Origin of the sequence: Bartonella sp. CR127HXZ, assembly GCF_042194555.1 — a bacterium.
GTDB classification, from domain to species: domain Bacteria; phylum Pseudomonadota; class Alphaproteobacteria; order Rhizobiales; family Rhizobiaceae; genus Bartonella; species Bartonella grahamii.
Window position 1 is genome coordinate 31,858 of sequence record NZ_JBHIMZ010000012.1, and the last position, 19,143, is coordinate 51,000.

Genomic DNA, 19,143 nt, shown 5'->3' on the forward strand with positions numbered 1-19,143 from the left:
TGCTGCCTTTTACTTTATTAAAATCTTCTCTTATTTTTTCTAAATGGTTCTTTTGTCTTGATGAAAAAGGTCCACAATATATGATTTCTTTGGTTTGTGATTGAAAATGCCTCGTAAGTGTGTTTATTTTTTAGAGAGGAAGATGGGTTTCATGCGCAATTGCTTCTGGAGGATTGTGCGGCTATTTTAGCTGTAATGGTTGTTGTTTTTTTCTTAAACAGAGATGTTGATAATACCACACTCACCATTTTCGCTACCAAAGGCAAGGTTGTGTCCTGTCTGATCCCAGTTGAGCGCTGAAATGGCGCTTTTTCCATAGCCTTTTAGAAGAACCTCTTTTCCATCGTGAAAATGTGCACACAAAATCATTCCGTCATTGAAGCCTATTGCTACAATGTCTTCGCTTGGATGGCATGCAACGGTGCTGACAAGTGCATTTGCTCGTGTGCCCAGTTCTAATGGTGTTTTTCCCATGGGGCCATCTTTTGTATGAAAGGGCCAGACAATGGCTGCTGATGCACCGGATGTTGCTAACCATTTTCCTTTCGCGCTCCAAGACCAGCTTTTGACTTTGCTTGGGTAGCCACTCATGCGGAGATGCTGATTATCAGTGAGACGCCAGCCATGGAGGGCGTTTTCTTGCATGGTAGAAATGACATAGCGGTTGTCTGGTGAGAAGGTGACACCAAAGTGTGCTCCTTTCCAGACCAATGTGGTGGGAGATGTTTGCGTTGATAACCAATGAAGGGTAACACCATTGTAATGGGCAACGGCAAGGCGCAACCCCTTTGGAGCAAAAGCAAGACCTTCTATACTGCGTTCATGTATAAGCTCTTGCAGTTCTTTGCCAACATTTGCCAGTGTGATACGTGAGGAGGAAAAAGCAAAAACTTTCCGTGGTCCAAATGCAACATTGCTTATCCATTTGCCTTCCTGTTTGCCCAGTACTTTTGTATGACCATCTGCTGTTGTTTGACAGACCTTTCCGTCTTCTCCACCTGTAATGATAGCTGTGTTATCATGGGAAAAATGGCTAGAAATTATTCCTTGGTGAACTTCAATGGTTTGTGGGATTGGGTTAAAAAAAACAATAAAACCTTCAACCGAGACAAAAGCTGGTTTGTTATCAATAAAACCGGAGGAAAGACAATAATTTTGTAAATTGTAATTGGTAATGCTTGGCATTGTTACTCGCTTATGCACAATTTTCAAAACCCGTTCTCAGTTTTTCGGCATCAAGGGTGCGGCCAATAAAAACAAGTCGGCTTTCACGTTTTTCATCTTCACGCCATGGACGTTGGTGCTGTCCTTCAAGGATCATGTGTATGCCTTGAATGACATAACGATCATCGTCTCCTTGAAATGCGATAATGCCTTTTAAACGCAAAATATCGGGACCCTGTTGTTGCGTGATCTGTTGAATCCATGGGAAAAATTTTTCTGGTTGAAGGGCACCTGTTTTTAAACTTACAGAGGTTATTGTAATATCATGAATGGTGGATTTGTGGTGATGTGCATGATCATGATTACAATCGGGACCACAGACATGGTCTGCGTGCTGATGGTCAAGAAAATGGGGATCATTATCTAAAGTGCGTTGGAGGTCAAAGGAACCTCGATCGAGGAGTTTATCAAGAGGGATGTTAGCGCGCTCTGTTGCGTAAATTATGGCTCTGGGATTAATTGCAAGAATGAGCGATTGCGCGTGTGCACGTTCTCCTTCGCTGACAAGATCAATTTTATTTAAGAGAACAATATCAGAGAAAGCAATTTGCTCTTCAACTTCTCGGCTTTTTTTAAGTTGGTGTGAAAAATGCTTTGCATCAACGACTGTGATGACACTGTCGAGAGCGGTTTTTTCATGGACCGTATCATCCATAAAAAAAGTTTGTGCAACGGGGATTGGGTCAGCAAGCCCTGTTGTTTCTATAATGATAGCATCAAATCGATGAGAGCGTTGCATTAGACTTTCCAAAATGCGAATAAGATCGCCGCGCACGGTGCAACAGACACAACCATTATTCATTTCATAAATTTCTTCGTCCGATTCAACGATAAGATCATTATCGATGCCAATTTCACCAAATTCATTGACAATGACTGCGTAACGTTTGCCGTGGTTTTCACTCAGAATGCGATTGAGAAGAGTGGTTTTTCCTGATCCAAGATAGCCTGTGAGAACCGTAACAGGAAGTTTTGTGGGAGTGTTTTGCGTCTTTTCCATGGTTCATGCCTTTTTATTGAAATGTGTTTATTTTAAATCGATTGATATCATCAAGTAAACCATGAAGCCCACAAAGAACATGAGAGAAAATTGCTTCACCGGCTTGCGGTGTTGCTTCACTTGCATTGCCTGCTGCTCCTTGTTTGTTAAGGTCACGCATTGTCCATCCAAAGGCATGAGGACCATAAGCGCGTAAATACTGATAGTTGGCAATCATATCAGCTTGCTTATTATGAAAATTTTCTGCTTTCTCCATATGCACTTTTTCGGGTGCTAAATAGAGCATTAAAGAGGTTTCTATAAATCCTCCATGGATATCAAGATGCTGTTGAGACGGTGCCATTAAACCTTGTGGTAGGCCAAAACGACTCCAACTTGTTGCTACCGCAAGCATTGAAAAACGCCTCCGTAATTCGGTGATAACAATGCTCATTAAAGGCGAATTGCCTCCGTGGGCATTGAGAAGAAGAAAACGCTTTATTCCTTTGCGATAGCAGTTTTCACCAATCTTTATCCATCGCTCAATAGCCTCGAAAAAGGTGAGGGTTTGTGTGCCTGTAACATCCATATGTTCTATAGAATAGCCAATCTTTTCAACCGGTAAAAGTGCGATATGAAATTGCTCTTTTGTTTGTAAAGTGAGGGCTTTTGCAAAAGCTTCAGCAATGATCCAGTCGGTTTCGAAGGGAAGGTGCTCTCCGTGATATTCGTGTGCGCCCAAAGGTAAAAGAGCGAGAAAAGGCGTGTTAGATATCATAAATTATTGCCCAAAAGAGAAGTTAACACAGAAAAAATGATCAAAAGTGCTGTCACTATTTAATCTATCTATAAGAGAAACGCAAATAGGCGTTTTTTTACATCACATATGGATGCTATAAAAATGAGAGTTTTGTTAAAAATAGTGAAGATTTTATTGAGCAAAGCCCACTCAATTTTTTTGTAATATGAGGCGAACTTTCTAAAGATAGCTATCTTTGGTAAGACTTTCTGATGCAGATTCTCATTTTTAATAAGTAAATATTCATACAGATTAAATACTTAACATCATGTAATGAAAAATAATTTTTCATTGTTTATTGAAAACACAATTTTTTCTGTAAGTTGCATATTCTTCTTTTTACTATGGAGCGAGGATAACCAAACTATTTCTATTGTTGCAATAGTACAGACTTTGGTTGCAATCAGAAGTTCTAAATTCTTAATTCAAGTATCTGTATATTACAAAAGAATAGAAATGTTTATTGATTGATTTTACTTTGGATAGTGTCTTAATAGACTTTAGTGCTCATGAGAAAAAATGAATATAAAGGGAAGGATTCACGTAAGATAAACTTGCAGTCTCAGAGAGCTCGATGAGTTTATAAGATGATTCAAGAAGAAACACCGTTGGATACATGATAAACAGAACGCCATTGTGTTGCACATTGATATGCTTGTTTTAAAGAAACCTTTCCTAAGGTATCCAAGCCTATTTTGCGACGCTGTTCGTGAAGGGTATAACGGTAAATCCTCATAATATAAAATATATTGTACTTCACTATATTTACTTTTTTAAAGTAAAAAGCGACACCACCATTCACTTTGCCAGTTTTCAATATTGTGTTAACAGCGCTTGATAGTTAAAATATCTCATAAGTGAAATTTTCCTTTTTTCAAGTGTGTTTACACACACATCGTTTTCTTTTGTGATTTGAAAGCGAAGAATTTTGATTGATTCAATATAAACAGAGTTAAAATTAAGAGAGTCTTATAATAATCAGCCCTCTCATTCAACATGCAAAACAAGAAATTATTATTATAGATTAGTATCCTGCTATTAAAATGATCGATTGCTAAATTTATCATTCAATATCAGTTTTCATGGCGTTATTTTTTCAATGCGCTTACTTAAGTTGGTATCTCAAAAATGCAATTTTTTAGTCAGTTTCTCTACCACTTTTCTTTCAAGCATTTGATTAATTATTTATTATTATTATTTATTTTGCACAAATTGCAGACGGTTATGTGAATATTGCCAAAAATTTATTTCAAAGAGAATTATTTTTTAATAATACAGAGTAAATATAATTACTCAAAATATAAATAGGGCTGCGCTCTACAATATTGACGAAAAATATGGAATAACTTTTATGAGAATTAAGAAAGAAAATTGCTTTTCAGTATTTTGGGGGATCATCTCATTTTTCATGACTCTCTTTTTATTTAATTTTAGGTAGTTTGTTGGTGCTCTAGTGTTGCTTATAATGTTTTTGTAAATCTGATAGATTTACTTATTTTATGCGTTTGTTTTATTGGGTTTTAAAGTCAATATTTAAGTTCTTTATGCTGTATGAGATAAAGGTGCTGAATTACCTTTTTGAAGATGCTATGCGCTATTTTTCTTTATATATCAGTAAAAGTTGAGAATCATTTTATTAACGTCTTTTCTATTTGAAAATAGAGATCTTGATTTATTTTTACATTTTATAACTGTTTTATAGAAAAATAATACACTATTTTAAGGTTTATTTATTAGGATAGATTTGTTTTAGATCGAGGTTTTTATTCGCTATCAATTTTATTTTCAAGTTTATTGATGAGCGATATAATAAAAATTCATTAAGTAATATTTCATTTTTATATTTATTGAAATAATAGAGAAGAATTATCATTAGATTAACAGTTTTAAATGTTATAGTTCTTTAAAATTTAATTACATTTTAAATTATTTTTATCATTTGTTGTTTTTGTGTCTTTACATTCAATACACAATGTGTTATATCTGTAATATAATTACAGATAATATTTTATTATGTGTAATTATATAAATAATTAAATATAAGTTTTGGTTTTTATATATGTGAATATTCTTTCATTTTTTCAGTGAAGAAAAGAGGAGCAAAGAAAGCTATGTTTAAAATATTTAAAAATCGTGTATGTTCATTTACTTTTACACTATTTATTCTTTTTTTTGTACAAACTATAGAGGGAAATGCAAGTTTTGTAAAAAATCAATTTCAAGAGAGAGTGGCAGTTACTATTTCTACACTAGAAAAAAATGTAGTTATTAAAGCTGTGGATAGAGCTGTTATTCAAGGCGTTGAGGAACAAAATGCTATTGCTTTGGGGAAAGCTGAAAAAACTGCTGCCTTTTCAGGTGCAGCTTTTTGGGGGGGAATAGGTATTATATCACTTCTTGCTTCTTTATGTATTGGGGATGTATTAGGTGCTGTTGTATCTCTTTGGGGAATATTCACTACACTTTAGTAGAAAGCTCATCGACAAAGTCGATGATTTTTTTGTTCATTTCATGATTTTGAAAAAATAAATATTTGAACTTATTTATACTGTATTGGATGGAAAAATCACTATTATTAATACCAAATGTAGCTTTTATTAACATTATTAAAGTTCAATGTCCTACATTTATGTTTTTTTACAAAATAGTGTAACCTCATTTTTTACAGTTTATGGTTATTTCCTAGTAATAAGGCTAATATACTTACTATCTTTATCAGCCTTTTAATATTGTTTACCTTCTCTCATATGAAGATTATTCATTAAAGGCATATTTTATCCTTTTTAAATTTTTTTATCTTTTATAAGAGGATAAAATAAAAAATATCCCTTATTCATGGCTCTTATGCAATAAGAAAAATGATAAATTATTATTTCAAATTTGTTTATGTTAAATCCATCAAAAGTATTTTTTACATAGAACAATTTGCGTTCGTGTATGGATAAGATTATCAAAAAAAGAGTAAAAATTCTTCTCATGAATCATCTCAAAGGCTCAAGGGCTGTCGTAATATTGACAAATAAAATGATGATGCCGGTTTGTATCTTTATAGAGTAAAGATAGTGATACACAATGAATCTTATGCTATCTCATGGGGTGGTTTATATTGTAGCATTTACGCGCCATATTGTGAGAGGGAAGTGGTGATATGCATCGTTGAAAATGCCTTTATTAAAAGATAAATACTTTTATTTGCGATACAAGTGTATTCTGGGTTGTTCTGTCGTGTCAGGGAAAGATGCTGTTAAGTAAGGTAATTAAGGAGTGTTTATAGCTTAGCGGAAGAAGGGACATGAAGTAAAAGGTCTTGTTTAGCACGAAGACGCGCAATCCATTGATCTTCACGAATAGCAGTATTATGTATTGTAATGAGTTCGTTTTTTTTAATTGCAGCTGTTACTGTTGCTTTTTCTAAAAGACCACAAGGAATGGCGTGGTGAGCGCGTGCTTCTGCGATGTTCATTATCCAAGCGCGATAAGTATAAAGACCGATAAAGTCTAGCTGATCACCTGGATGTAAATCTTTTTTAGCAACAGCACAGACTTCTACTACGGGATGGCTAAGAGGAACCATATCTTTTTTGCCATAAAGCATAGCGCGTGCGCAGGTGAGGGGAACTTCCATTGCTGTTAAATGATAGGGACGGTGAAAGGTGAAATAAGGCCCCTGACCAATTTTTAAATCTTCCATACGTTCGCGTAAACGTGGGTGCGCTATTTCTGCAATGACAAAGACACCTGGGGAAACACCTTGGCCTGTTGAATAATCTACAATACCATATCGCTGCAAAATGCCTCCATCTTGTTTTGGGATAAGCACTTTGTTTAGATCTTGCAGCGCCGCTTGTGGTCCATGCATTCCTGGGCAATCGGGGAGAAGTCCAGTGGCATTGGCAATTGCTGCCATTTCAACCATCGTTTTGGAACCATCAATAAATTCAACCAACATGCGCACATTCATATTACGCCGGAATGCTTCTTCTTCGTAAGCATCAGGTGTAGCATCAAAGCGCAGAGGATTATTTTTTCCTTTACCTGCTGCAACAATCTTATGTCCAAGGGCTGAAACAAATTCTATGAGTTCCATACAAGAAGTTGGTTCATCTCCGGCACCAAGTGTATAAATGAGCCCTCGTTTTTCTGCTTCATGTTTGAGATAAGCGCCAATTGTAACATCTGCTTCAACATTCATCATGACAAGATGTTTGTTATTCTCAAGCGCTTTGATACCAATTTCTGCTCCTGCTTCGGGATAGCCTGTTGCATCAACGATAATATCAATTTGTTCATGACGTAAAACAAGGTTAATATCATCTGTTGCTGCAATCAAATTTTTTTCAATGCTTTGCGTGAGAGCATAAGTATTTTCAACTTCACAGACATGTCCATCCTCGCCATAGGCCATTGTAGCGGCATCAAAAATACGTGACGGCGTCCTAGTGGCTACTGCAGCGACTGTTATACCATCCATATGCGCAATACTTGATAATAAATCTGTGCCCATTTCACCACAACCAATCAGTCCAATACGGATGGGGGGATGCTTTTCTGCACGTTGTTTCAAATCATGCGCTAAACCTGTTAGGTTCACATTGCTTGCCATTCTTTTTTCCCATTTGAAAACTATTCTGCTAAAGAGCTTTTCTCATTCATAAGGTGCATTTGTTTTTAAGACAATTAATCTTTTATTCTTGATGCTCTAATCAATGGATTTTATAAAAGCAAGAGGGGTGGTTGTTTTTATCAAATAAAATAGGAATAGCGTTATGCAGCAAAAAATAGCAGTACAAGATGTCACCAGTTTTATTGGGAAAGAAGTGGGATTATCGGGGTGGCGTCTTGTTACACAGGATATGATTAATCAGTTTGCATGCGCTACAGATGATCATCAATGGATACACGTTGATGAGGAAAAGGCTAAAAAGACACCTTTTGGAGGCACAATTGCTCATGGGTTTTTAACATTATCGCTTTTGTCTACGCTCGCTTATGAGGCACTTCCAGAGTTGGAGGGGAGCACAATGGGGATTAATTATGGTTTCGATAAAGTACGCTTCATGAGTCCTGTGAAAACAGGGGTACGGGTACGTGCGCGTTTTGTGTTAGATGATGCAGAAATTCGCCCTTCTGGTCGAGTGGTTTTCCATTATGGGGTTACGGTAGAAATTGAACAGTTAAAAAAACCAGCTCTTACGGCTCAGTGGCTTATTGTGGTAGTGATGGGGGAAAAATCTTCCAATATCTAGATTAGTTTGAGTACTTTATTTTATAAAATTTTTGTACAATTCTATGAGAAGTTTCTTCAATGATAATATTGAGAATAATCTATAGGGTGATAGATATGCTGGAGCTATCATAGCGTTGATAGCTATAGCAGATTGCTATCTTTCCTAGATCTTTTTGAAGAGGAGTTTCTTGGTGAAGATAGTGCATTGCCTCACGCTTTTGTTTATAGCATTCTTTAATGGGATCATAGCCCTCACATAAACAGAATGTTTCAAATGGAATATACTTGCGTTGCTAATTCACGGGCTTATTTTAAAGAAACATCTCTCAACGCTCGTCACACCCATTTCGCAATGGCGCCTGTGAATAGTATAACGGTAAAGCCATTGAGCACCCCATATCTTTATGCTTGTGAAGAAGAAAACCGGTACTATCATATTATATGCTAGCACCTTATATGCTAGCACCCAATGTTAAGACAGGTCTTGGTGCTTGAGACAATTCATAAGAGGCACGCCTTCCTTGCTTGTATAGTTTTTACTCACACGGCTCTTCCTGCTTGTAACATGCAAGCGAGAGATTTTGATTAATTCGATATGGAACAAATTGGGAATGAGAGGACCTTACGGTATTCAGAGTTCTTATTCAATATGTTGTCTAAGGTTGGGAAAGGTCGTGACCAATGTCTTAATTTGACATGATAATTTATCATTTTTATGTTAAGAGAGAGTTTCAAATATTGTAAGATCTCTCATTTCATTTCCTTTTATATTCAATCAGTTAAAACTATTTTCTTTCATGTTACAAACGGATGGGGAGAGATAAAAACGGTTTAAGAAAAAAGTTCCTAATCTCTTATGAACGTTTTCGATAACCAAGGGTTGTTGCACTTGGAAAGTGGCAAAGAGGATGATGATACTGGTATGTGAAATTCTAAGTCTTTTAATGTTTTGTTTTATCAAGTTTTTGTACGATTTTATCAGAAGTCCATTGGGTTATAATATTGAGCATGATCAAAAGAATGATGACAATGGTCATGATGAAGGTATTATAGCGTTGATAGCCATAGCGGATTGCCATATCCCCTAAACCGCCTCCACCAAGATATCCAGCAAGTGAGGTGGCTCCTATGAGAGAAATGACCATGACTGTAAAACCTGTAATCAGGCTAGGGAGAGCTTCAGGAATAAGAACATGTCTGATAATTTGAAGACGGCTTGCACCCATAGAGCGGATCGCTTCAATGAGACCGTTTTCAACGGTTTTAAAAGAGAGTTCCGCCATGCGTGCATAAAAAGGAATAGCTGAAATGGTCAGTATAAAAATTACAGCAGGCATTCCTATCCCTCTTCCTACAACGATACGCGTAACGGGAAGAAGATAAAATGCAAGAATAATAAAGGGAATGGCACGAATACTGTCAATGATCATGCTTAAAGGGCGATTGATGAGAGATGAGGAAAAAATCCCCCCGCGTGCTGTTGTGTGAAGAAGAAGACCAAGGGGAAGTCCTATAATAAATGCCATAAAAGAAGCACTAAGTGTCATCAATATTGTATCAATAACAGCTTGGGGAAGTTCATGAGACAGAACATTAAACATAGCCTAAGACCTCACAATATCGTCCTTTTTTCGTTAACCATTGAACAGCTTTTTCTAAAGCTTCTTTATCTTCTCCAGGAAGAGCCAAGAAGAGTCGCCCGATGGTTTCATCTTGAACTGTATCAATGCCACCATGCAAAATACGTGCTTTTAAACCACTCTCATTTTCTAGAAGATGAAGAAAAGGCTGCTGGGCAATTTCACCGGCAATATTGATTTCAATGACAGCTTCTCGCCCGATTGGTTTGAGATTTTTCGCAAATTTTTCAGGAAGTTGCGGGGTGACAAGCTTGAGCATGGCTATGGTTGTATCGTCTTGCGGTGATGTAAAGATGTCTTTCACACGTCCTTCTTCTACGATGTTCCCCTGATTAAGAACAACAACGCGATGCGCTATGGTGCGCACAACTTCCATTTCATGGGTGATGAGCACAATCGTGAGATTGAGGTGTTTATTAATATCAGCAAGGAGCTCTAGAATAGATTGTGTTGTTTCAGGGTCAAGAGCAGAGGTGGCTTCATCTGATAACAATATTTTAGGATTAGCAGCGAGCGCACGAGCAATGCCAACGCGTTGTTTTTGCCCCCCTGACAATTGTGCCGGATAGCAATATTCTTTTCCATATAACCCAACCAATTCAATCAGTTCAAGGGCACGTTTGTGGCGTTGTTTTTTACTTACACCACTTAATTTAAGCGGCAATGCAATGTTATCAAGAATATTTTGCGATGAGAGAAGATTGAAATGTTGAAAAATCATCCCAATTCGTTGACGGTAAGGCGCCCACTCTATCTCTGATAGATTTGAAATATCAACACCTTCAAAAAAAATGGACCCTGCATCAATCTTCTCTAACCCATTTAAACAGCGGATAAGTGTTGATTTTCCTGCTCCACTGCGCCCAATAATCCCAAGGATTTCACCAGCATGGATATTTAAAGAGAGATTATTAATTACCGGAACACCAGCCGTTTTGTTAAAACAACGGCTGATGTTTTTTAAGGAGATAAGGGTAGATTTTTCCATTCACAATTACTCGGATATTTGGCACAATTACCAAGAAGTTTGGGCGGTTTTGCCAAAAATCTCTTTGATTTTTGCACGGATAAGATCGTTGTTGTAAGCGGCAACTAATTTTTTAACCCATGGCTCATCTTTTTCGCTCGTGCGTACAACGATGATATTATCATAAGGATTATTTTTTGCGCTCTCCCATGCGACGACATCTTTTTCGAAGTTTAATCCGGAAACAATAGCCCAGTTTGTGTTTATAATTGCAAGATCAAAATCGTCAATAGCTCGCCCTAACATACCAGCATCGAGCTCACGAATTTGCAGGTTTTTAGGATTTTCGATAATATCAAGTGGAGATGCAAGAATATTATGGGGGTCTTTTAACTTAATGAGACCTAAAGAATTGAGAAGAAGTAAGGCTCTTCCACCATTAGATGGGTCGTTTGGAATACCAACATGTGCACCATCACGTAGATCTTTTAAGTCTTTGATTTTGTGCGAATAAACACCGATTGGAGCAATAAATGTATAGCCGACAATTGAAAGTTTATAGCCACGTTGTTTCATTTGTTCATTAAGATAAGGAGCGTGCTGAAAAGCATTCGCATCGATCTCTCCTGCGTTAACAGCGTCATTAGGCAAAGCGTAATCAGAAAAATAAACGAGTTCAATATCTAAGCCGGCCTTTTTAGCCTGTTCAGCAGCAGTTTTCCAAATAATCGCATCCCGCCCTTCCATAATACCAAGTTTGATTTTTGATTTGTCTGTAGCCATGACAAAAACCGTAGATAAAAAAAGTGCAAAGAGAGAGAGGAATAATCCTATAATCCGACTACGAGAAAAAATTTTTAATGTCATGTACTTTTAACTTTCTTTTCCAAGAGATTTTTTGAGGGAAGTTTCAATATACTCTGTATTTTTATACTCTGTATTTTTTAGGAAGATTTAAAGTTATACAAGCTTTAGAGAATATTCAATCACTTTTATTTTTAAAAGAGTATTATTTTTCCTTCTATTTTTAGTATTTTGGGGGCTTATCATCATTCATTCTCTGAAATTCTCTGTAATTTAGGCAATCAATTCTTTTATTGCAATCATTTGTTGAGGGAACCAATAACACTTTAAAAACTTCTTTAAGGGACGATTGGTTGAAGGACCAGATAATCAAATGATGCTTTAGCTGTAAATTTATGAGGAGCATACTGCGCAATCAAGATCAAAAGGCCGTGTTCGTGTAGAGGGGGAATAAGGGGAATAAAGAGAGATTTTGTTGCAATGTTGAGGGGGCTTTTGGGCGGGAAATAAAGGTTGCTGATCATTGGATTTAACCGCGGCAAATTTTTGCAAAGGCGAAATTTTGCCTTTCACATGTTTTGAGAGAGGAAGAAAAATAATGTTAAGAAAGAAATTTTTATCAACAACAATGATTTTATGGGCTTTGGGAGCGTCGGGGGTGGCTGTGACTGCTTCTCACGCGGAAGCTGGAACCATTGCAGGAACAGTTGCTCGTGTTGCTTCAGGTCAGGTATCTTTACGCACAGGTCCTGCGACAGCTTACAAAGTGATCTCAATGGTTCCAATGGGAGCAAAAGTGCAAATTTATGGCTGTCTATCCAATAAAACTTGGTGTTCTCTTGGTTATCACGGAAAGGTTGGTTGGGCATCTGCACGTTATGTCAATGTCAACAATGTTCCTACCGTTGCTTTTACAAAGATGCCAGTAAAGCCAAATGCTATGAGAAAATCGCCAAAAGTAAAAAAAGAAAAAGTAAAACAGGTTGTTTCTGGTTTTAAAGCTCTTCCGGCGATTCAAAAAACACGGAAAAACATACAAAAACTCTACAGAACAGATATGATTATCGATTCTACAGGTGTCAAAAAAAGAGATGAACGGACAATTTTAAATCCTTCGCCCAAAGCACAAGGAGTTTCTGTAAAGCACGTAAATGCTTATAACCCCTTCTTTCCTGATAATGTCAATTACAAAAATTTTGAACGTAATGAAACACGTTACCGTGTTGTGACTTATCCTGCTCGATAAGGGTAAAGTTAATTTCACAACCGGAATGACAAAAAGGATCAGCAGCATGAAGCAAAAAATGCTTATGCTGCCGATCCTATTGTACCGTAAAATGGCATTAAGACTGCGATGATTAACTTAACGGTGGCGAGGTATTTATGGATATTCAGAGTAAAATTTGTCAATATCCCGAATTATAGTCCTTTAGGCTGGTGATATGAATCTCCAGCAGGGGAAGATCCTACTGAAGAGAAGCCGGACTTTTGACAGACCGGCTAGGGCTCTTCATCCTTTCGGACAGGGCGTTAATTTACGGACTTAGGCTTTATCAAATTACGAGAAATGAGTAATTCAGCAATTTGAACTGCGTTCAATGCTGCTCCTTTTCTTAAATTATCGGCGACAACCCAGAAAGCTAAACCATTTTCAACGGTAATATCTTCACGAATACGGCTAATAAAGGTGTCATCTTCTCCGGTACATTCATAAGGTGTGGTATAGCCACCATCTTCGTGTTTATCGATAAGCTGACAACCGGGAGCATCGCGGAGAAGCGCTTGTGCTTCAGATACGCTTAGTGGTTTTTCAAATTCAACATGGACAGCTTCGGCATGACCGATAAAGACAGGGACACGAACAGCAGTGGCTGTTAATTTAATCTTCGGATCGAGAATTTTCTTCGTCTCAGCAGTCATTTTCCATTCTTCTTTTGTATAACCATCTTCCATGAAAACATCGATATGAGGAATGACATTAAAGGCAATGCGTTTAGTGAATTTTTTTGATGTAATTGGGTCAGCAACAAAAACAGCACGTGATTGTTCGAAAAGTTCGTCCATTCCTTCTTTACCAGCTCCAGAAACCGACTGATATGTAGAGACAACAACACGTTTAATGATTGCAGCATCATGGAGAGGTTTTAAAGCTAAGACCAGTTGAATTGTTGAACAATTAGGATTTGCTATAATATTACGCTTAGAAAAGGCATTTATAGCTTCGGCATTGACTTCAGGGACGATCAACGGAACATTGGAATCATAGCGCCACGTGGAGGAATTATCGATGACGACACAGCCAGCGGCAGCGATTTTAGGAGCATATTCTTTGGAAATGCTTCCTCCCGCAGACATCAGACAAAAATCTGTGTCAGAAAAATCGTAAGTATCTAGTGCTTTTACTTTTAAAGTTTTATCTCCATAAGAAACTTCTTGTCCTAATGAGCGTCGTGATGCTAGAGGGACAATTTCATGCGCAGGAAAACCACGTTCCTCTAAAATTGTAAGCATTTCACGACCAACATTTCCGGTTGCGCCGACAATTGCAACTTTAAAACTCATTTTCTATATACTCCTCATGTCTCTCCACGTTTATTCCCCGTGCTATACTCAGGAGAGAGTGAGTTGGTCAAGGAACATCATTAAATTATATTTTTGATTTTCAACAACTCAATTTTGTACACATCAATCACCATCAGCAGCACAATAAGTTGTTTTATTTCAAATGATACGTCTTTTTAATCTTTCAGAATTGAAAAATTGAATATTGTACGCTAAACTGTTATCTCTTTTAGAGAGCACTTTAATTAAGTGAATTCCATATCTTCTGTCAATTGTTTACCTTCACACTTTTGAATTTTTTAAGGATGCTATTACGTATTGCGTTGGGGGAATCTTTTAATACCTTATCTGTTAAGTGTTGAAGTATTTGATCTTCTCCCTATGCCTTTAAAAGCGAAGCTTCCTATTACAGTCTGTAAACAGCCAGATTCTAGCGGTTGCTTTTAGCGACTTCCCATTTTTCACGTGAACTTAAGGCTCAACAAGCAAGTCTAAAAATATTTAAAAAGACATTTGGCGCCTAAAAAACATTTGAATGTTTCAAGGAGGTATGCATGCTTCATATTCTCATACCTTAAATGATAGAATTTATGGTACAACAGGATAAACTTAAGTATCCATTATATAAATAAATTCTTATGAAAGTTATACATATAGTTTTTTCGTGTCTTATTTTTACTTTAATCCTGTTATGCTATAAAATATCGTCATTTGAAGTATGGTGATCTTTAAGCTTTCTTGATATATTTAAGTGTGTGGGAATATTCTTAGGCTTGTTTGGCGAGCTTTTTGTTTCAAGTGGATTATATGAGTGGAAAGCCGTTGAACACCTCCATGTTTAATGTTTAAAAAAAAGAGTAAGTTAGCACCATCATACATTTTTTCAGCACTCAATGTGGCTACAGTTCTTGGTATGTGAGACGATTCAATTAAGAGGTATGCCTTTTTGTACATTTTTACTCACACGTTTATTTACATGCCAACTTTGCTTGTAATGTGCAAATAAGTGATTTTGATTGATTCAATATAGAACAAGTTTGAAATGAAAGAATTTTACGATATTCGAGACACTCATTCAATATACATAACGTTAGATTATCATTATAAATCAACGCGCTATAGCTAAGTTAAACTCGTTAGAATTCGGATTATTTACAGACCAGATTAGATTTAAGAAATTTCGTTCTCATGAGGTGTGGGGAGACAGTCAAAATTCTTTTCAATGTTATTAAGGATGTTGATTGTTCTTTCAGTGAATTTATGAAAATAAGGGGTCATTTTTTTCACCAGAAATCAACTGCAAAATAGCCCTTTGTTTTTTGCGGGTCAGCATTCTAAAACTTTGCAAAAGTAAATATTCTGCTTTGCTTTCTACTCTGTCATCACAATGATAGAAGGGATCTTCTTTTTTTGTGTTATCAGCATAAAAGAAGGAAACGGGAACATCTAATATATGAGCAATTTCTTGTAAACGTCTTGCACTTACGCGATTTAAACCTTTCTCATACTTTTGAATTTGTTGAAATGTTACGCCCAAATGACTCCCTAATTGTTTTTGAGAAAAACCCATGAGGTTTCTTCTAAAGCGAATTTTTTTGCCTAAAGAAATGTCGTAAAAATGTAAATTTTTGGCTCGCACTTTGCTCCCCCTCCGGTTGCGAGCGCCCTCGCATTAGTATTCCGGGGTCTGGAAGTGCTGAAACCGAGCCAGCCTCTTGCTTTTAGTGCTGAGAGCACTTGGACATAACAAGAGCCCCCGGAAATTCCGGGATATCCGCAAAAAGCGGGTTTATTTTATACTCGGTTTTAGGGCTTCCAGGCCCTATTGATCGCTGCGTATACGATCAAAAACACAAGTTCATTCATAGGATAATTTCTTTAAATCGTCAACCATAGTGACAGCAGTTGGTTTGGTTGTTTTTTGCAAAGTTTACATGCAACTGTTGCAATGCATCCCTTTATTTTGATGAAATTTAGGACAATTTCTTGGTGATCATTATGGGGAATATTTAAAATTGTAACTATATGACTTTTATCCATTTATTGTGTATAGAAACGGAAGTTTCTTTTCGCATTCAGAAGCAAAAGACTTTTTAGAGTAAGTATAACATTGGGAGTTGGTAAAGAGAATGCTGGTGCTGGCGTGTGGTGGATTAGCGTTTAAAATACCAATATTAAAAAGATTGCATGAGCAAAAGAGAGCGTTTCATAGAGCAGTAATTGATAACAGCTTTCTCCAGAAAAAATGAACGAAATTTTCTTATTTTTTATACGCTACGTTTTCATTGTTTTGCAAAGGGCGTGCTTCTGAGGCAAGCATAATGGGAACGCCATCACGAATAGGATAGGCAAGTTTGGCTTTGAGAGAAATGAGCTCTTGTGTTTCTCGGTTGTAAGAGAGTGTGCCTCTCGTTATTGGACAAATGAGCAATTCGAGCATTTTGGGGTCTGTGGTCATTTTTTTCATGTTTTGACGTTTATTAGTTTAAACGGTAATCTGTACCTGTTTGTTTCATGAGTGAGCGTTCTGTTAATGCAAGAAGAGTTTGGGCACGGCTTTCGATATCTGGAGCTTCAAGGAGAGCTTGTTTTTCTGCTGGTGTAAAGGGGATAAGAGCTGAAAAAGCATTAACCAATATAGGTGTAGGGGCTTCTATGATACTGCTCCAATTATATTCCATTTCATGTATGGTTAGATATTTTTCTACAACGTCGAGTAAGCTCTCTCGGTTAATGCTTTCTTCAACATCAAATTCTTGCAAGTCTTTTATGTTTGATTGGATGAGAGCTGTTCGATAGGATTTTGTGTTTGTCAATTCTTGTTCTAAGGTGAAGCGGCAAACACCTTGTAAGATTATGAACAGTTGTCCATTTCCTGTTTCACTGTAGTTTGTAATGCGCCCTATACAGCCTGTTTTATAAAGTTGTGTAGAGAAGCGGTCTGTGTTCGATGAAAGTGGTTGAATAATGCCCAATAGACGATCAGTTACCATAACGTTTTCAATCATTTCAAGTGATTCTGGTTCAAAAATGTTGAGTGATAAAAAACCGCCGGGTAGTAAGAGTGCACCTTCTAAAGGAAAAAGGGCAATTTGCTTTGGAAGATCATTTTCGCAATTGTAAGAGATATTACCAGCTTTCATGAGTATTTTGTCACCTTTGTTCGGTAGTTTTAGTCTGTAAATAGTCGCAATTTATGACACTATTGAGAAAGCAGAAAACCTACTTCTTGTACATTAAAATCATACTTATAAAATACTTGAAGTCCTTATTCTAAAAAAAGAATATGAAACCCTATCTTTAAGGTTGAACTGCGCGAGAAAGAATATTGCTTTGCGATCTTTTTAGTGTGTGACGTTTTGCATGATTTTCAAGAGGTATTTTTGTTTATAGCTTTTGATTTTGTCTTAAATTTCCTAAAATGTGTTCCTTGCAATTTTTGTAAGGTTCAAAAGGATACTATTATAAATCTTTTGAAGCAGCTTACGCAAGTTTTAAAATGAGAACATTTTCATCACTTTACTAATGACAGTGTGATAAAGATAGGTTATAGGTTAGGGCATGCTGGAAAGAGCGTTATCGTTTCTTTCATTCTTTTGCGGGAGAGTGCAGATTGCGAATTTTCGCATTGCCGCCGAAGGGGAAATAGCCCATAATCTCTCAGGCTTTAAGGACCGTAAAAGGAAGAAGGCAGATCTGGAAAGTCGGGAGAGCCCGCGCCGAAGGTGTAAGCGAAAAATCTTTTCGCGAGTCTCTCAGGTTGATGACAGAGGGGTGCAGAGACGGTCATATTCTGTGGGCGTTAGCGCAGCTTTGGAGTTATTATGGGCACAGCACAAGAAACATCTTTTTTAAAAACACTTCCTTTATATGATATGCATGAAAAAGCAGGAGCAAAATTTGGTGCTTTTGCGGGGTGGAACATGCCTTTAACGTATCCTCTTGGCGTTTTGAAAGAGCATCTTCATACGCGTGCACATGCGGGACTTTTTGATATTTCTCATATGAAATTGATTGCCGTTGAAGGGGTACAAGCCGTGGAATTTTTGTCCTATGCTTTTCCCATTGATGCAGCAGCTTTAAAGATTGGGCACTCACGGTATAATTACTTGCTTAATGAGCAGGCTGGTATTCTTGATGATCTTATCATTACCCGTTTGGAAGAGGACCGTTTTATGTTGGTCGCCAATGCTGGGAATGCACAGGCTGATTTTGTAGAATTGGAAAAGCGTGCGGTTGATTTTGAATGTCAAGTGATTGCTCTTGAAAGGGTATTGCTTGCTCTTCAAGGTCCTGAAGCGGCCGCTGTTCTTGCTGATGCCGATTTGCCAGGGAATGAATTGTTCTTTATGCAAGGATTCGAACCACAACAGGATTGGTTTATAACGCGTTCTGGGTATACGGGAGAGGATGGTTTTGAAATTGCTTTGCCTATAGGGCATGCGCATATGTTGGCTGAAAAATTGCTGAGTGATTCTCGTGTTGAGTGGATTGGACTTGCAGCACGCGATAGCTTGCGGTTGGAAGCAGGGCTGTGTTTGCATGGAAATGACATTACCCCTGATACGACACCTATTGATGCGGCTCTAACATGGGCTGTTCCTAAAAGTGTTCGAGAAAAAGCACAATTTTATGGCGCGAAGGCTTTTCTTGAAGCGCTGCAAAAAGGACCTGCTCGTTGTCGTGTTGGATTAAAACCGCAAACGCGCCAACCTATTCGTGCTGGTGCGGTGCTTCTTGATGATCAAGGTAATGAGATTGGAGTTGTAACATCAGGTGGTTTTGGTCCTTCTTTTGATGGTCCTGTCGCGATGGGTTATGTTTCTGTTGATTGTAAAGTTGAAGGGACACAAGTCTTTACAGAACTGCGAGGCAAAAAGATTGTATTATCAGTTCATTCACTTCCCTTTGTTGAACAACGTTATTTTAAAGGATGATTTT

Annotated in this window: 16 protein-coding genes and 1 riboswitch; of the genes, 4 read left to right on the plus strand and 12 right to left on the minus strand. The window is 37.3% G+C overall.

From position 1 onward, the window contains the following. Positions 1-213: 213 nt before the first annotated feature. The 4 genes from ACFIKY_RS07265 to ACFIKY_RS07280 all read right to left on the minus strand — a co-directional run bounded on the left by ACFIKY_RS07265 (position 214) and on the right by ACFIKY_RS07280 (position 3,762). Positions 214-1,185: a WD40 repeat domain-containing protein gene (locus tag ACFIKY_RS07265; RefSeq protein ID WP_375647643.1), complete on the minus strand. Its 972-nt coding sequence runs from the start codon at positions 1,183-1,185 to the stop codon at positions 214-216. Between the two features lie 10 nt (positions 1,186-1,195). Next, a complete protein-coding gene (locus ACFIKY_RS07270; RefSeq protein ID WP_375636447.1) occupies positions 1,196-2,224 on the minus strand; it encodes a CobW family GTP-binding protein in 1,029 nt (342 codons plus the stop codon). 13 nt (positions 2,225-2,237) lie between these two features. Next, positions 2,238-2,981 (minus strand): creatininase family protein, encoded by a 744-nt coding sequence (locus tag ACFIKY_RS07275; protein WP_375656233.1) that lies wholly within the window; start codon positions 2,979-2,981, stop codon positions 2,238-2,240. A 613-nt stretch (positions 2,982-3,594) separates the two neighbouring features. Beyond that, positions 3,595-3,762 carry a hypothetical protein gene (locus ACFIKY_RS07280; protein WP_375636449.1) on the minus strand — a complete coding sequence of 56 codons (168 nt, stop codon included), beginning with the start codon at positions 3,760-3,762 and terminating at the stop codon, positions 3,595-3,597. A 1,351-nt stretch (positions 3,763-5,113) separates the two neighbouring features. Here ACFIKY_RS07280 and ACFIKY_RS07285 point away from each other — a divergent pair. Continuing rightward, entirely contained in the window at positions 5,114-5,470 is a 357-nt protein-coding gene (locus ACFIKY_RS07285) for a hypothetical protein (protein ID WP_375661604.1), read from the plus strand. A gap of 800 nt (positions 5,471-6,270) precedes the next feature. Here the strand turns inward: ACFIKY_RS07285 and ACFIKY_RS07290 are convergent. Beyond that, positions 6,271-7,605, minus strand: a complete 1,335-nt coding sequence (locus ACFIKY_RS07290; protein ID WP_375636451.1) for an NAD(P)H-dependent oxidoreductase — start codon at positions 7,603-7,605, stop codon at positions 6,271-6,273. 163 nt (positions 7,606-7,768) lie between these two features. On the opposite strand from ACFIKY_RS07290, the gene ACFIKY_RS07295 reads away from it, so the two are divergent. Next, complete coding sequence (locus ACFIKY_RS07295; protein ID WP_375661605.1) at positions 7,769-8,248, plus strand: MaoC family dehydratase; 480 nt, start codon at positions 7,769-7,771, stop codon at positions 8,246-8,248. Between the two features lie 922 nt (positions 8,249-9,170). Here ACFIKY_RS07295 and ACFIKY_RS07300 read toward each other — a convergent pair. The 3 genes from ACFIKY_RS07300 to ACFIKY_RS07310 are packed head-to-tail and all read right to left on the minus strand — an operon-like array spanning position 9,171 to position 11,703. Further along, positions 9,171-9,830 carry a methionine ABC transporter permease gene (locus ACFIKY_RS07300; protein WP_015856780.1) on the minus strand — a complete coding sequence of 220 codons (660 nt, stop codon included), beginning with the start codon at positions 9,828-9,830 and terminating at the stop codon, positions 9,171-9,173. Then, on the minus strand, positions 9,823-10,857 hold the full coding sequence (locus ACFIKY_RS07305) for a methionine ABC transporter ATP-binding protein (protein ID WP_375661606.1): 1,035 nt from the start codon (positions 10,855-10,857) through the stop codon (positions 9,823-9,825). Before ACFIKY_RS07305 ends, ACFIKY_RS07300 begins: the two co-directional genes overlap by 8 nt. 27 nt (positions 10,858-10,884) lie before the next feature. Beyond that, positions 10,885-11,703 carry a MetQ/NlpA family ABC transporter substrate-binding protein gene (locus ACFIKY_RS07310; protein WP_273788251.1) on the minus strand — a complete coding sequence of 273 codons (819 nt, stop codon included), beginning with the start codon at positions 11,701-11,703 and terminating at the stop codon, positions 10,885-10,887. A gap of 535 nt (positions 11,704-12,238) precedes the next feature. Here ACFIKY_RS07310 and ACFIKY_RS07315 point away from each other — a divergent pair. After that, positions 12,239-12,886 (plus strand): SH3 domain-containing protein, encoded by a 648-nt coding sequence (locus ACFIKY_RS07315; RefSeq protein WP_375656231.1) that lies wholly within the window; start codon positions 12,239-12,241, stop codon positions 12,884-12,886. A gap of 284 nt (positions 12,887-13,170) precedes the next feature. On the opposite strand, the gene ACFIKY_RS07320 is transcribed toward ACFIKY_RS07315, so the two are convergent. The 4 genes from ACFIKY_RS07320 to ACFIKY_RS07335 form a co-directional block, all read right to left on the minus strand. Then, positions 13,171-14,202: an aspartate-semialdehyde dehydrogenase gene (locus ACFIKY_RS07320; protein ID WP_375644965.1), complete on the minus strand. Its 1,032-nt coding sequence runs from the start codon at positions 14,200-14,202 to the stop codon at positions 13,171-13,173. 1,258 nt (positions 14,203-15,460) lie between these two features. Beyond that, positions 15,461-15,841 carry a helix-turn-helix domain-containing protein gene (locus ACFIKY_RS07325; RefSeq protein WP_375629171.1) on the minus strand — a complete coding sequence of 127 codons (381 nt, stop codon included), beginning with the start codon at positions 15,839-15,841 and terminating at the stop codon, positions 15,461-15,463. A gap of 621 nt (positions 15,842-16,462) precedes the next feature. Further along, the gene (locus ACFIKY_RS07330; protein WP_375661607.1) at positions 16,463-16,669 is read right to left on the minus strand and encodes a Trm112 family protein; all 207 of its coding nucleotides are present in this window, start codon (positions 16,667-16,669) and stop codon (positions 16,463-16,465) included. A gap of 13 nt (positions 16,670-16,682) precedes the next feature. Continuing rightward, positions 16,683-17,345, minus strand: a complete 663-nt coding sequence (locus ACFIKY_RS07335; RefSeq protein WP_375644963.1) for an LON peptidase substrate-binding domain-containing protein — start codon at positions 17,343-17,345, stop codon at positions 16,683-16,685. Between the two features lie 446 nt (positions 17,346-17,791). Further along, positions 17,792-17,889: riboswitch (glycine riboswitch) on the plus strand. 137 nt (positions 17,890-18,026) lie between these two features. Here ACFIKY_RS07335 and gcvT point away from each other — a divergent pair. Beyond that, positions 18,027-19,139 carry a glycine cleavage system aminomethyltransferase GcvT gene (gene gcvT, locus ACFIKY_RS07340; protein ID WP_375653203.1) on the plus strand — a complete coding sequence of 371 codons (1,113 nt, stop codon included), beginning with the start codon at positions 18,027-18,029 and terminating at the stop codon, positions 19,137-19,139. Positions 19,140-19,143: the final 4 nt, after the last annotated feature.